This is a genomic window from Jannaschia sp. GRR-S6-38, assembly GCF_029853695.1.
Lineage (GTDB): Bacteria > Pseudomonadota > Alphaproteobacteria > Rhodobacterales > Rhodobacteraceae > Jannaschia > Jannaschia ovalis.
Genome location: NZ_CP122537.1, coordinates 756409 through 768359, shown reverse-complemented (window position 1 = coordinate 768359; position 11951 = coordinate 756409). Strand labels below are relative to the sequence as shown.

The window sequence follows — 11951 nt, the reverse complement described above, 5'->3', positions numbered from 1 at the left end:
GTCTGCGGCAGCGGGCCGCGCGGTGCAAGTCGAACCGGCGGGCCGCGCGGGCGTTGGGATGGCATGAGCAAGATCCCGTCCCCCTGCATCGATGTCTGCAAGTACCGCCGCGCCGGCCCCGAGGGGGCCCGGCACTGTATCGCCTGTTCCCTGACGAAGCCGCAGAAGAAGGCCTTCAAGCCGGTGAAGGCGCCCGCCGCGCGCGCCGCGCTGGTGCGCCTGATCGCGCGCCAGCAGGCGGCGATGGGGGGCTTCGGCCACTGGCGCGCGGCCTATCTGAAGCGCTGCGCGAAGAAGGGCGTGACGCCACCGGTCTGACCGGGCATGAGGCGGCCATGACCGAGATCCGCTTGTCCGACGAGGTCGCCGCCGCGCTGGCCGAGGCCCGCCCGGTGGTGGCGCTGGAATCCACCATCATCAGCCACGGCATGCCCTGGCCGCGAAACGCCGAGGTCGCGGCCGAGGTCGAAGCAGCCGTGCGCGCCGAGGGCGCTGTGCCGGCGACGGTCGCGGTGATCGACGGCACGCCCTGCGCGGGGCTCGACGCGGCGCAGATCGCGCGGCTGGGGCAGGGGGGCGCCGTCGTGAAGGCGGCCTCGCGCGATCTCGGGCTCTGCGCGGTGCGCGGGCTGACCGCCGGAACCACGGTCAGCGCCACGATGCGGATCGCGCATCTGGCCGGGATCGGCACTTTTGCGACCGGCGGGATCGGCGGCGTGCATCGCGGCGACGGGCTCGACGTCAGCGCTGATCTGACCGAACTCGCCGTCACGGATGTCTGCGTGGTCTGCGCGGGGGTGAAATCGATCCTCGACATCCCCCGCACGATCGAGACGCTCGAGACGCTGCGCGTGCCGGTGCTGGTCTTCGGCGCCGACGAGTTCCCGGCCTTCTACACCCGCCGGTCCGGCGTCGCCGCGGGCGAGCGGGTGGACGACGCGGCCGAAATCGCCGCGATCCGGTCCGCCCATGCCGCGATGAGCCTGGGCACCGGCCTGCTGGTCGCCAACCCCATCCCCGAGGCCGATGCGCTGGACCCGGACGCGATTGGCGGGACGATCGAGGCCGCGCTGGCCGAGGCGGCGGCGCGGGGCATCAACGGCAAGGAGGTCACGCCCTTCCTGCTCGGCCGGTTGAACGCCGAGACGGACGGCACGGCGCTCGCCGCCAATATCGCGCTGGTGCTGAACAACGCGCGGCTCGCCGCGCGCATCGCGGTGGCGGGGACGGCTCAGACCGCGCGTTCGTAGAACAGGCTCTCGGGCTGCGCCCTGTAGGTGCCGAAGGGCCCGCGGGGCCGGAAGCCGTGGCGGGCATAGAGCCGATGCGCCGCATCCAGCCCCACCCCCGTTTCCAGCCGCAGCACGCCGCAGCCCTCGGCCCGGGCCAACCCGATGAGGTGCCGCAGGACCGCGTCGGCGACGCCGCGCCCGCGCGCCTCGGGGGCGGTGAACATCGATTTGACCTCGCTATACCCGTCCCGCAGGGCGAGCGCGCCCGTCCCGAGGACCGCGCCGTCGGCCGAGGCCGCGACGAAGCGGATATCGGGGCCGGCCAGCGCCGCGAGGTCGAGGAAATGGCAGGCATCGGTCGGGAACATCGCCCGCATCAGCGCATGGCTCTGCGCCAGCAGCGCGGCGGGACCGGGATCGCGCGGATCCGCCGCCGCGACGGTGATGCCGGGGCCGGGCGTCACGCCGGAATGGGGCTGGCCTGCAGGTCCGCCGCGATCGCGGCGCGGTCCAGCCCGGCCTGCCCGATCACCACCAGCCGCACCCCGCGCGCGTCGCCGTTCAGCGGCCGGTCGAAATAGTGATCGACCCGCGGGCCCACCGCTTGCACCGTCAGCCGCATCGGCTTGCCCGCGACGCTGGCGAAGCCCTTGAGCCGCAAAATGCCGTGGCGCCGGACCACGTCCGAGATCCGGGCGGCGAAGGCGGCCGGGTCGGCGATCTCGGCCGTCTCGACCACGAAGCTCTCGAAGGCGTCGTGGCCGTGCTCGTGATGGTGGTCGTGATCGTGGTCATCGTCGTCGTCATCGTGGTGGTGATGGTGGTGATGGATCTCGTGCCGCGCGGCGAGGTCGTCCTCGGCCCCCTGGCCACGGCCCAGCAGCACCTCGGCGGGCAGCGCGCCCATCTCGGCGGGCACGACCTGCACGCCCGCGCGCGCCTCGCCGCGCAAGCGGGCGATCAGCGGGGCGGGATCGCCCATCAGGTCGATCTTGTTGACCACGATCATGTCGGCGCAGGCCACCTGGTCGGCATAGAGCTCTGACAGCGGCGTCTCGTGGTCGAGCCCGTCATCCGCCGCCCGCTGTCGGTCCACGGCGGCGATATCGGCGGCGAAGGTCCCCGCCGCCACGGCGGGCCCGTCGAGCACGGTGACGACTCCATCGACGGTGACGCGGGTCTTGAGGTCGGGCCAGGCGAAGGCGCGCACCAGCGGCTGGGGCAGGGCCAGGCCCGAGGTTTCGATCACGATATGGTCGGGTGGCGTCTCGCGCGCCAGGAGCGCCTGCATGGTCGGCACGAAATCATCGGCCACGGTGCAGCAGATGCAGCCGTTCGACAGCTCGACCACGTCGTCGTCCGAACAGCTCTCGATGCCGCAGCCCTTCAGGATGCCACCATCGACGCCCAGGTCGCCGAACTCGTTGATGATGAGCGCGATGCGCCGGTCGCCCGCGTTCTGCAGCAGGTGGCGGATCAGCGTGGTCTTCCCGGCGCCGAGGAAGCCGGTGACGATGGTGGCGGGGATCTTCATGAAGCGGACCTTCTTCTGCGGCGCCGCGCGTTCGGCGGGCGGACGTTCCTGAGTATTTCGAGACCCGTGATGGGCAGGGCGGTCGCCTCACATCACGGGTCCGGAAATTCTCACGGGCGCGCCGGCCGCAACCGGCGCGCGCTGCGGGTGGCGTGTCAGCCCGCGATGGCGGCCAGCAACGGGCCCTCGACCATCTCGAGCGCGAGGAACAGGCCCACGCCCGCGCCCATCGCTCCGGCGAGGCGGGCGTTGACGGGGCCCGCGGCGGCCAGGCGTCGCGCGGCGGTCCCGGCGGCGAAGGTCAGGGCGTATTGCACCGCGAAGAGCCCCAGCAGGTAGCCCGCGAAGACCGGGGCGGCGAGCCCGCCCTCCTGGCCCGCGACCGCGGCGCCGAAGGCCGCGCCGTGGAACAGGCCGAACCCCGCGAAGACCGCCAGAAGCGGTGCCGTCGCCAGCGCCCGGCCCGAGGCCAGCCAGCCGCCCAGCACGATCAGCGACAGAACGATCATCGCCTCCTGCGCGGGCAGGGCGACGCCCAGCGTCGTCAGCGCCGTGCCGCCCAGCATCGCCGCGAGATAGGCCAGCGGCGCGCGGGCCAGCAGGCCGCAGAGCGCGGCCGCGACGCCCATCAGCGCCACGAAGAACAGGTGGTCGAAGCCCAGCACGGGATGGCCCGCGCCCGAGAGCAGGCCGTGGGCGACGCTCTCCATCGGCATGCCGTCGAGCGGATGGTGCGCCAGCGCGGGCGTGGCGAGCGCGGTGAGCGCGGCGGCGGTGAGAATGCGATTCATGTCGTCCCCTTCGGGTCTCTGCTGAAGGGGGGTCGTGGCGGGAGGGGCACAGCGCCCGGCCCGGTCACGGAACACCCCGTCCGTTACGTCCAAGCCGCCCCGGGGGGCGGTGCAGGGCTGGTCTCCTGGCTCGCGGGTCGCGGCGGGGCGTCGCCTTCCCGGGCCGGTGGCCCAGTGGCATCGTGACGTCCCGCTCGCCGCTCACAGTCGCGGGGGCGGCTGCGGATTCGGGTCCCGGATTGGGTCCCCCTCACCGCATTCCCATTTCATCCTCCGATGCGCTTCGCGCGAAGGAACCTTGCCCGGGGTTGATGCGCCTCGCGTCCGGGCTGCGTCAAGCGCGATTGCGACCGGCGCCGCGGCGGAAGCGGCGCGGGCGGCCCGGCGCGTCGCGCGACCGGGCCCGGCGGGGATGCGGGGCCGTTTCGCGCGCCGTCCTGCGATATCTTGTGGAAAAGCCGCTCATCACCCCCAGATGCGGCGCTCCGCGCTTGACGGGCGGGGCGGCGGCGGCAGGATGGCGACATGCAATTCTCCCGCCTCAGGCTGAACGGCTTCAAGTCCTTCGTCGATCCCACCGACCTGGTGATCGCCGACGGGCTGACCGGTGTCGTGGGCCCCAATGGCTGCGGCAAGTCGAACCTGCTCGAGGCGCTGCGCTGGGTAATGGGCGAAAACCGCCCGACCGCGATGCGCGGCGGCGGGATGGAGGACGTGATCTTCGCCGGCGCCGCCTCGCGGCCGGCGCGCAACTTCGCCGAGGTGACGCTGGCGCTCGACAATACCGACCGCACCGCGCCCGCCGCCTTCAACGACGCGGACGCGCTGGACGTCGTGCGACGGATCACGCGGGATGCGGGGAGCGCCTACAAACTCAACGGGCGCGACGTGCGGGCGCGGGACGTGCAGATGCTCTTCGCCGACGCCTCGACCGGCGCGCACAGCCCGGCGCTGGTGCGGCAGGGCCAGATCGCCGAGCTGATCAACGCCAAGCCGCAGCGCCGCCGCCGCATCCTGGAGGAGGCGGCGGGGATTTCCGGCCTCTACCAGCGGCGCCACGAGGCGGAGCTGAAGCTGAACGCGACGGAAGCCAACCTGGCCCGGGTCGACGACGTGATCGAGCAGCTCGCCGCGCAGCTGGCCAGCCTGGCCCGGCAGGCGCGGCAGGCGGCCCGCTACCGCGAGATCGGCGCGGCGCTGCGCCGGGCCGAGGGCATGCTGCTCTACCGCCGCTGGCGCGAGGCCGAGGCGGCGCATGCCGCGGCCGATGCCACCCTGCGCGAACGCCAGACCGCCGCGGCCACCGCCGATCGCGGCGCCCGCGCGGCCGAGACCGCGCGCGCCGAGGCCGAGGCCGCGCTGCCCCCGCTGCGCGAGGAGGAGGCCGTCGCCGGCGCCGTGCTGCAGCGCCTGACGGTGCAGCGCGACACGCTGGCCGAACGCGAGGCGGCGGCGCGCGCCCGGATCGAAGGACTGGAGGCGCGGATCGCGCAGCTGGGCTCGGACGCCGAGCGCGAGGGAGTGCTGAACCGCGATGCGGGCGAGACCATTGCGCGCCTTGAGGAGGAGGCCGCTGCGCTGGAGGCCGCGCGGGCCGGGCAGGGCGACGCGCTGGCCGCGGCGCAGGCGGCGGCCACCGAGGCGGCGGCCGTCCTGTCCGAGCGCGAGGCCGAGCTGTCGACGCTGACGGAGGACCTGGCCCGGCTCTCGGCGCGCCACCAATCGGTCGCCCGCATGGCCGAGGATGCCGAGACGCGCACGGCCCGCATCGCCGCCGAGGCCGAGCGCGCCCGCGCGGCGGCCGGGGCCGCCCGGGCGACGCTCGACGGTGCCGATGCCGCGCAGGCCGAGGCGGGCGGGGCCCAGGTCCGGGCGCAGGACGCGGCGGCCGCGGCCGAGACGCGGCTGGCCGAGGCCGAGGCCGCGCGCGAGGCCGCGCAGGATGCCGAGGGTCGCGCCCGAACCGAGCGCGCCGAGGCCGAGGGCGTGGTCAACACGTTGGGGGCCGAGGTCTCGGCGCTCTCGAAGCTTCTGTCCCGCGACACGGGCGAGGGCGCGCCGCTTCTCGACCGGGTGACGGTCGCGCCGGGCTTCGAGGCGGCGCTGGGCGCGGCCTGCGGCGAGGATCTGCGCGCGACCGAGCTGGGCACGGGCGACGAGGGCGAGACCGGCTGGGCCGCCCTGCCGCCCTATGACCGGCCCGCGAACCTGCCCGACGGGATCGCGCCGCTGGCCGCCCATGTCGAGGCGCCGGCGCTGCTCGACCGGCGGCTGGGCCAGGTCGGGCTGGTCGATCCCGACGAGGCCGCGCAGATGCAGCCGCGCCTGTCGCCGGGCCAGGTTCTGGTCTCGGAGCGCGGCGATCTGTGGCGCTGGGACGGGTATCGCGCCTCGGCCGATGCGGCGCCCTCGGCGGCAGCGCTGCGGCTGCAGCAGGTGAACCGGCTGGCGAGCCTGCGGCAGGATCTCGATGAGGCGCAGGCCCGGGCCGACGGGACGACCGCGGCGCATGAGGCGCTGGCGCGGACGCTGGAGCGGCGCAAGGCCGAGGAGGCGGAGGCCCGCGAGACCCGCCGCGCCGCCGACCGCGCGCTGACCGAGGCGGGCCGCGCGCTGGCGCAGGCCGAGGGCGCTAAGGGCATGGCCGCCTCGCGGCTGGAGAGCGCGCAGATGGCCGTCGCCCGCCACGAGGCCGAGGCGCTGGAGGCCGCCGAGGCGAAGCGCGAGGCGGAGGCGGCGCGGCGCGAGCTTGCGCCGCTAGACGACACCCGCGCCGCGCTCGAAACCTTGCGCGGCACGGTCGAGGCGGCGCGGATCGCGATGATGGCCCGCCGCGCGCAGGCCGAGGAGGTCAAGCGCGAGGCCGAGGGCCGCGCGGCGCGGCTGGCGCAGGTCGGCCGGGAGCTGGCGAGCTGGCGCGACCGCCTGTCCAGCGCGCAGATCCGCGCGGGCGAGTTGGAGCAGCGCCGCACGCGGGCCGAGGCGGAGCTGGCGGAGGCCGCGGGCCTGCCCGCGGGGCTGGCTGCCGAGCGCGAGACGCTGGGCGTCGAGATCGACCGCGCCGAGACGCGCCGCAAGGCCGCCGCCGACGCGCTGGCCCTGGGCGAGACCGCGCTGCGCGAAGCCGCGCAGGGCGCCCGCGACGCCGAGCGGCAGGCGGGCGAGGCGCGCGAGGCTCGCGCCCGGGCCGAGGCCCGGCTGGACGCCGCCCGCGAGGCGCTGGGCTATGCCGAGGAGCGGATCGCCGAGGCGCAGGACTGCACCCCGGCCGAATTGCTGGCGCGGCTCGACGCCGATCCCGAAACGTTGCCCGCCGCCGAGGCGATCGAGACCGAGGTCAACCGCCTCAAGCGCCAGCGCGACGCGCTGGGCGCCGTCAACCTGCGCGCCGAGGAGGATGCCCGCGAGGTGCAGGAGGAGCACGACCAGCTCGCCGCCGAGAAGGTCGACCTGGATCAGGCGGTGAGCGAATTGCGCGCCGGGATCGCGCAGCTCAACCGCGAGGGACGGCAGCGGCTGCTTGATGCGTTCGACACGGTGAACGTCAATTTCGCCCAGCTCTTCAAGCATCTCTTCCAGGGGGGCGAGGCGCGGCTGGAACTGGTCGAGAGCGACGATCCGCTGGAGGCCGGGCTCGAGATCATGTGCCAGCCGCCCGGGAAGAAGCTGTCGACGCTGTCGCTTCTGTCGGGGGGCGAGCAGACGCTGACCGCGCTGGCGCTGATCTTCGCGGTGTTCCTGGCCAATCCCGCGCCGATCTGCGTGCTCGACGAGGTGGACGCGCCGCTCGACGACGCGAATGTCACCCGGTTCTGCGACATGCTGGACGAGATGACCCGCCGCACGGCGACCCGCTTCCTGATCATCACCCACCACGCCGTCACCATGAGCCGCATGGACCGCCTCTTCGGCGTCACCATGGTCGAGCAGGGCGTGAGCCAGCTTGTCTCGGTCGATCTGAAGAAGGCGGAGTCGCTGGTCGCCTGACGGGTTGCGGCGGGGACGGAAAGGGCGCATCCGGCCCGGACCGGCCGCGATCCCGCGCGCCCCGGCCCCAGCTTTGCGGAAGGCGGACCCGGCATGGCGACCATTCTCACGATCGAAGCGAAGATGGCCTACGATTTCGAGGCCGCCGCGGACTTGCTGCTGCAGGTCGAGCTGGCCCGCGTGGCGGGGCAGGACGTGCGCGAGGACCGGCTGTTCACGACGCCGGTCAACGATTTCACGCGCGTGCCCGCCGAGCAGGCCTTCGGCACCCGCGCCTGGATGCAGGCCGAGGGGCGGTTCGAGGCGACCTACCGGGCCACGGTGGCGATCGACCGGCCCGATCCGGGTTTCGAGAGCCTGACGGCGGATCCGCCGCGGGCCCTGACGGGCGAGGCGACGGGCTTTCTCATGCCCTCGCGCTATTGCCCCTCGGACGAGTTCGAGGCCTTCGTCTCCGCCGAATTCGCGGGCCTGTCCGGCGGGCCGCTGATCCTCGCGATCCGGGACTGGATCGGGACGCATTTCACCTATGTGGCGGGCGTCTCGACCGCCGCGACGACCGCACGGGAAAGCTTCGTCCAGCGGCGCGGGGTCTGCCGCGACTATGCGCATGTCATGGTCGCGCTGGCGCGGGCGGCGGGAATCCCTGCGCGCGTTGCCTCGGGCTACGCGCCGCGGGTCGATCCGCCCGATTTCCACCTCGTGGCCGAGGTCTGGCTGGAGGACGCCTGGCACCTGGTCGATCCGACCGGCATGGCGAGCGCTTCCGAACTGGCGCTGGTCGGCGTCGGCCGGGACGCTGCGGACGTGTCCTTTCTGACGAGCTACGGGCTGGCGACGCTGGTGTCGCAGACCGTGGCGGTCGCCGCGGGCTGAGCGTCAGAGCCGGGCCAGCAATTCCCCGGTTGGCCAGGCATCGGCCGGAAGGCCCAGCCGCGCCTGCTCTGCGCGCACCGCGCGGCGGGTGAGCCGCCCGAGGATGCCGTCGACCGCGCCCACGTCGTGGCCGCGCGCCACGAGCGCGGTCTGCAGGGCCCTCATCTCGGCCTCCGACAGGCCCGCGGGCGGATCGCCCGGATCGAAGACCGGTGCGCCCGACAGGCGCGTGGCGAAATAGGCGGCGGTGGTGACGTAGACGAAGCTCTCGTTCCACTCGAACAGCGTCTCGTAGTTCGCGAAGGCGAGAAAGGCCGTGCCCCGCCGGCCCTGCGGCAGGATCAGCGCGGCCGGCATCTCGGCGGTCATGCCGAAATCCGGGCCCCGCGGGGCGACGCCGCGGGCCAACCATTCGGCGACGGGACGCGTGTGATCGAGCCCGGTCCGTGCCCAGTCCAGATCCTCCGGCACCGACACCTCGACCAGCCAGGGCTCGCCCGGCCGCCAGCCGAGACCGCGGAGAAGGTTGGCCCCGGAAAGCAGCGCGTCGGGGACCGAGCTCTTGAGCGTCACGCGCCCGTCGCCATCGCCATCGACGCCGCGTTCGAGGATGTCGCTCGGCAGCATCTGCACCTGCCCGATCTCGCCCGCCCAGGCCCCCGTCGTGCCCAGCTCGAACTCGCCCCGGGCGTAGAGCTCCAGCGCCGCGAAGACCTGCGGGCGGAAGAGCTCCGGGCGGCGGCAGTCATGCGCCAGGGTCACCAGCGAGTCGCGCGTGACGAAGTCGCCCTGCACCTGGCCGTAATCGGTCTCCAGCGCCCAGAACGCGAGGAGGATGCCGCGCGGGATGCCGTAATCCCGCTCCGCCCGGTCGAAGATCGCGTCATGGGCCGCTTCATTGGCCGCCCCGCGTCGCATCCGGTCGGCGGAGATCAGGCGGCGGGCGAAATCCACGAAATCGAGGTTGAAGACCCCCTGCGCGCGATCGGCGCGCAGCGTGCGCTCGTCCTGCCGGACGCCCGCGAAGAAGGCTTCGACGGTGGCGGGGGCGTGACCGCGGGCGACGGATTCGGATCGGAGCGCCTCTACGAAGCCCGCGAAGGACCCGCCGCATTGCTGCGCGGCGGCGGGCTGCGGAAGGGCGAGCAGCAAGGCGAGGGGCAGGGCGGCGAAGGGGGCGCGGCGCATGGCGGTCTCCGGGTCGGGGTCCGACGCCTCCTAGGCCAGCGCCGTCAGGGATGCGAGGGCCAGCGCGAGCGCCCAGGCCCGCCACAGGATCACACATGCGCGATCCACGTCGCGCGGGCGCGGCGCGCGGTCGCCCGTCGGGTTCACCCAGGGGAAATCCTGCATGCGCCCCTCGTAGCTGCGCGGCCCGGCCAGCGCGACGCCCAGAACCGGCGCGATCGCGGCCTCGGGCCAGCCCGCGTTGGGCGAGCGGTGCAGCCGCGCGTCGTTCGGGACGCGCGACCAGTGCCGCCAGGCGCCGCCCGCGACGAGGATCAGGATGGCGGTCAACCGCGCGGGGATCCAGTTGAGAAGGTCGTCCAGCCGGGCGGCGGCCCAGCCGAACGCCTCGTGCCGAGGGGTGCGGTAGCCGATCATCGAATCGGCGGTGTTGACCATCTTGTAGACGAGCATCGCGGGCAGCCCGCCGATGGCGAACCAGAAGGCGGGCGCGACGACGCCGTCCGAGAAGTTCTCCGCCGCGCTCTCGATCGCGGCACGGGCGACGGCGGGGCCGTCCATCGCCGCGGTGTCGCGGCCCACGATCATGGCGACCGCGGCGCGGCCCTCGGGCAGCGATCGGCGCAGCGCCTCGGCCACGGCGCGCACATGCTCGATCAGGCTGCGCTGCGCGAGCAGAATGGCGGCGGCGATCAATTCCAGAAGCCCCGCGTCGGGCGGCACCGCGATCAGCCAGCCGGCGGCCCAGGCCCCGGCCACCAGCACCACCACCGCCGCCACGCCACGGGCGCGCCGCCGCGCGCCGCGGTTCCAGCGCGCGTCGAGCCGGTCGACCGCGCGACCCATCAGCACCGCCGGGTGCGGCGCGCGGGACCAGAGCCAGTCGGGCTCCCCCAGCCAGGCATCGAGGGCCATGGCGAGCGCGAGGATCATGCGAGCGCGGCCTCGAGCCTGTCCCAGCCCCGGGCGGGCGGCAGGCCTAGGCGCAGCCAGCTGTCGGAATAGGGAAAGATCCGCGACCAGATCGCGTGGCGCGCCAGCCGGTCCTGCAGCGCGCGGGCGTCGCCCACGTCGTAGAGGCGGAAGAGGTCCGTCCCGCCGACCGGCCTGCCGTGCAGCGCCATCAGCGCGTCCAGCCGCGCTGCGTCCGAGCGAAGCCGGGCGCGCGTGCGGGCCGCCCAGTCCGGGTCCGACAGCGCCGCCGCGCCGATGGCCAGCGCCGGGCCCGAGACCGGCCAGGGTCCCAGCGCCTCGGCCAGCGGTGCCAGCGTCTCGGGATGGCCGATGGCGAAGCCCAGCCGCAGCCCCGCGAGGCCCCAGAACTTGCCGAAGCTCTTTAGGACGATCACGCCCGGCCGCGCCGCCTCCGCCACCAGCGAGGCGTCGGGCGTCACGTCGCAGAAGCTCTCGTCGACGACGGTGAAGGGGGTGAGATCGGCCGCGGACCAGAGCCGGCCATCGGGGTTGTTGGGATGGACCAGCACCCGCGCCTCCGCCGTCCCGGCCAGGGCGAAGCCATGCGCGCGGAAGGCCGCGGCGTGCTCGTTATAGGTCGGGCCGGGGATCGCCACGCGCCCGCCGGGCGCCAGCGCGGGCAGCTTCGCGATCAGGGCCGAGGCGCCGGGCGCGGCGAGGATCGCGGCCGCTGGGGGCACCCGCCAGAATACGCGCGCCGCGTGCTCCAGCGCGGCCTCTGCGTCGCGGTCGGGCAGGGCGGTCCAGGCGCGGTCGGGCAGGTCGGGCCGGGGGTAGGGGTCGGGGTTGATGCCGGTCGACAGGTCGATCCAGTCCGTGCCGCCCCAGCGGGCCCGCGCCGCGTCGAGCCCGCCGCCATGATCGCGCGCGGCGGGCGCGGGCTTCAGGTCGCGCGTAGCGGACGCGCGGGCGGAATCCTGCCCAGCGCTCACTCCGGCAGGGGCGGGTGGCGGGTGACGAAATGGCCCTTGATCGCCTGCGGCCATTCGCGGAACGGCACCACGCCTGTCTCGGCGGCGGCGTGCTTGGCGGCGTAATCCACGATGCCCTGCGCGGCCTCGATCTCGGGATCGAAGCGGCCGAGCGTATAGGCCATCTTGCCGCGCGCCTGCAGGGTCACGTTGCAGGCGCCCTTGCAGCCCATCAGGCAGGAATGCCGCCGCGTCGCGACGCCGGGGATGCCCGCGGCCGCGCGCTCGACCAGGTCGGCCAGGCGCTCGCCGTCGCTGGCGCCCTGGCCCGCGTCCCAGTCGTCGCGCTTGCAGGTGTCGCAGATCGTGATCGTGGTGGTCATGGCGGCTCCCGTGGCGTTCGGCGCGTTTGCTAGACCGGGCGCTGGCCCGAGGCAATGCGGCGGATGTCGCCGCG

General features: G+C 74.3%; 11 protein-coding genes and 1 riboswitch. Of the genes, 4 read left to right on the top strand and 7 right to left on the bottom strand.

Annotated elements, in window-relative coordinates; genetic code table 11:
• Positions 1 to 63 precede the first annotated feature (63 nt).
• Positions 64 to 318, top strand: coding sequence for a DUF1289 domain-containing protein (locus P8627_RS03930; protein ID WP_279966284.1), 255 nt, complete (start codon positions 64 to 66; stop codon positions 316 to 318).
• A 17-nt stretch (positions 319 to 335) separates the two neighbouring features.
• On the top strand, positions 336 to 1250 hold the full coding sequence (locus P8627_RS03925; RefSeq protein WP_279966283.1) for a pseudouridine-5'-phosphate glycosidase: 915 nt from the start codon (positions 336 to 338) through the stop codon (positions 1248 to 1250).
• Here P8627_RS03925 and P8627_RS03920 read toward each other — a convergent pair.
• The 3 genes from P8627_RS03920 to P8627_RS03910 all read right to left on the bottom strand — a co-directional run bounded on the left by P8627_RS03920 (position 1232) and on the right by P8627_RS03910 (position 3557).
• Positions 1232 to 1696 (bottom strand): GNAT family N-acetyltransferase, encoded by a 465-nt coding sequence (locus P8627_RS03920; RefSeq protein ID WP_279966282.1) that lies wholly within the window; start codon positions 1694 to 1696, stop codon positions 1232 to 1234. The two genes, P8627_RS03925 and P8627_RS03920, sit on opposite strands and share 19 nt — an antisense overlap.
• On the bottom strand, positions 1693 to 2766 hold the full coding sequence (gene cobW / locus P8627_RS03915) for a cobalamin biosynthesis protein CobW (protein WP_279966281.1): 1074 nt from the start codon (positions 2764 to 2766) through the stop codon (positions 1693 to 1695). Before cobW ends, P8627_RS03920 begins: the two co-directional genes overlap by 4 nt.
• Before the next feature lie 155 nt (positions 2767 to 2921).
• Entirely contained in the window at positions 2922 to 3557 is a 636-nt protein-coding gene (locus P8627_RS03910; protein ID WP_279966280.1) for a HupE/UreJ family protein, read from the bottom strand.
• A gap of 111 nt (positions 3558 to 3668) precedes the next feature.
• A riboswitch (cobalamin riboswitch) is annotated at positions 3669 to 3859 on the bottom strand.
• Between the two features lie 223 nt (positions 3860 to 4082).
• Between P8627_RS03910 and smc the strand changes: the two genes are divergently transcribed.
• Both smc and P8627_RS03900 read left to right on the top strand, forming a co-directional pair.
• Positions 4083 to 7544 (top strand): chromosome segregation protein SMC, encoded by a 3462-nt coding sequence (gene smc, locus P8627_RS03905; RefSeq protein ID WP_279966279.1) that lies wholly within the window; start codon positions 4083 to 4085, stop codon positions 7542 to 7544.
• 93 nt (positions 7545 to 7637) lie between these two features.
• The gene (locus tag P8627_RS03900) at positions 7638 to 8420 is read left to right on the top strand and encodes a transglutaminase-like domain-containing protein (protein ID WP_279966278.1); all 783 of its coding nucleotides are present in this window, start codon (positions 7638 to 7640) and stop codon (positions 8418 to 8420) included.
• A 3-nt stretch (positions 8421 to 8423) separates the two neighbouring features.
• Here the strand turns inward: P8627_RS03900 and P8627_RS03895 are convergent, their stop codons facing one another.
• From P8627_RS03895 to P8627_RS03880, 4 genes are read right to left on the bottom strand one after another with little or no spacing between them, the layout of a single operon-like run.
• Positions 8424 to 9608, bottom strand: a complete 1185-nt coding sequence (locus P8627_RS03895; RefSeq protein ID WP_279966277.1) for a lytic murein transglycosylase — start codon at positions 9606 to 9608, stop codon at positions 8424 to 8426.
• 30 nt (positions 9609 to 9638) lie between these two features.
• Positions 9639 to 10541 carry an adenosylcobinamide-phosphate synthase CbiB gene (cbiB, locus tag P8627_RS03890; protein ID WP_279966276.1) on the bottom strand — a complete coding sequence of 301 codons (903 nt, stop codon included), beginning with the start codon at positions 10539 to 10541 and terminating at the stop codon, positions 9639 to 9641.
• Positions 10538 to 11569 (bottom strand): threonine-phosphate decarboxylase, encoded by a 1032-nt coding sequence (locus P8627_RS03885; protein ID WP_407932966.1) that lies wholly within the window; start codon positions 11567 to 11569, stop codon positions 10538 to 10540. The genes cbiB and P8627_RS03885 overlap by 4 nt, the downstream gene beginning before the upstream one ends.
• On the bottom strand, positions 11512 to 11877 hold the full coding sequence (locus P8627_RS03880; protein WP_279966274.1) for a DUF1636 domain-containing protein: 366 nt from the start codon (positions 11875 to 11877) through the stop codon (positions 11512 to 11514). The genes P8627_RS03885 and P8627_RS03880 overlap by 58 nt, the downstream gene beginning before the upstream one ends.
• Between the last annotated feature and the right edge of the window lie 74 nt (positions 11878 to 11951).

Bases quoted from the DNA above. Each gene is read 5' to 3' on its own strand.
- P8627_RS03900 (WP_279966278.1), top strand. From the start codon at position 7,638: ATGGCGACCATTCTCACGATCGAAGCGAAGATGGCCTACGATTTCGAG.
- cobW (WP_279966281.1), bottom strand. From the start codon at position 2,766: ATGAAGATCCCCGCCACCATCGTCACCGGCTTCCTCGGCGCCGGGAAG.
- P8627_RS03910 (WP_279966280.1), bottom strand. From the start codon at position 3,557: ATGAATCGCATTCTCACCGCCGCCGCGCTCACCGCGCTCGCCACGCCC.
- P8627_RS03885 (WP_407932966.1), bottom strand. From the start codon at position 11,569: ATGGCCGCAGGCGATCAAGGGCCATTTCGTCACCCGCCACCCGCCCCT.
- P8627_RS03880 (WP_279966274.1), bottom strand. From the start codon at position 11,877: ATGACCACCACGATCACGATCTGCGACACCTGCAAGCGCGACGACTGG.
- P8627_RS03895 (WP_279966277.1), bottom strand. From the start codon at position 9,608: ATGCGCCGCGCCCCCTTCGCCGCCCTGCCCCTCGCCTTGCTGCTCGCC.
- P8627_RS03925 (WP_279966283.1), top strand. From the start codon at position 336: ATGACCGAGATCCGCTTGTCCGACGAGGTCGCCGCCGCGCTGGCCGAG.
- P8627_RS03930 (WP_279966284.1), top strand. From the start codon at position 64: ATGAGCAAGATCCCGTCCCCCTGCATCGATGTCTGCAAGTACCGCCGC.
- smc (WP_279966279.1), top strand. From the start codon at position 4,083: ATGCAATTCTCCCGCCTCAGGCTGAACGGCTTCAAGTCCTTCGTCGAT.
- cbiB (WP_279966276.1), bottom strand. From the start codon at position 10,541: ATGATCCTCGCGCTCGCCATGGCCCTCGATGCCTGGCTGGGGGAGCCC.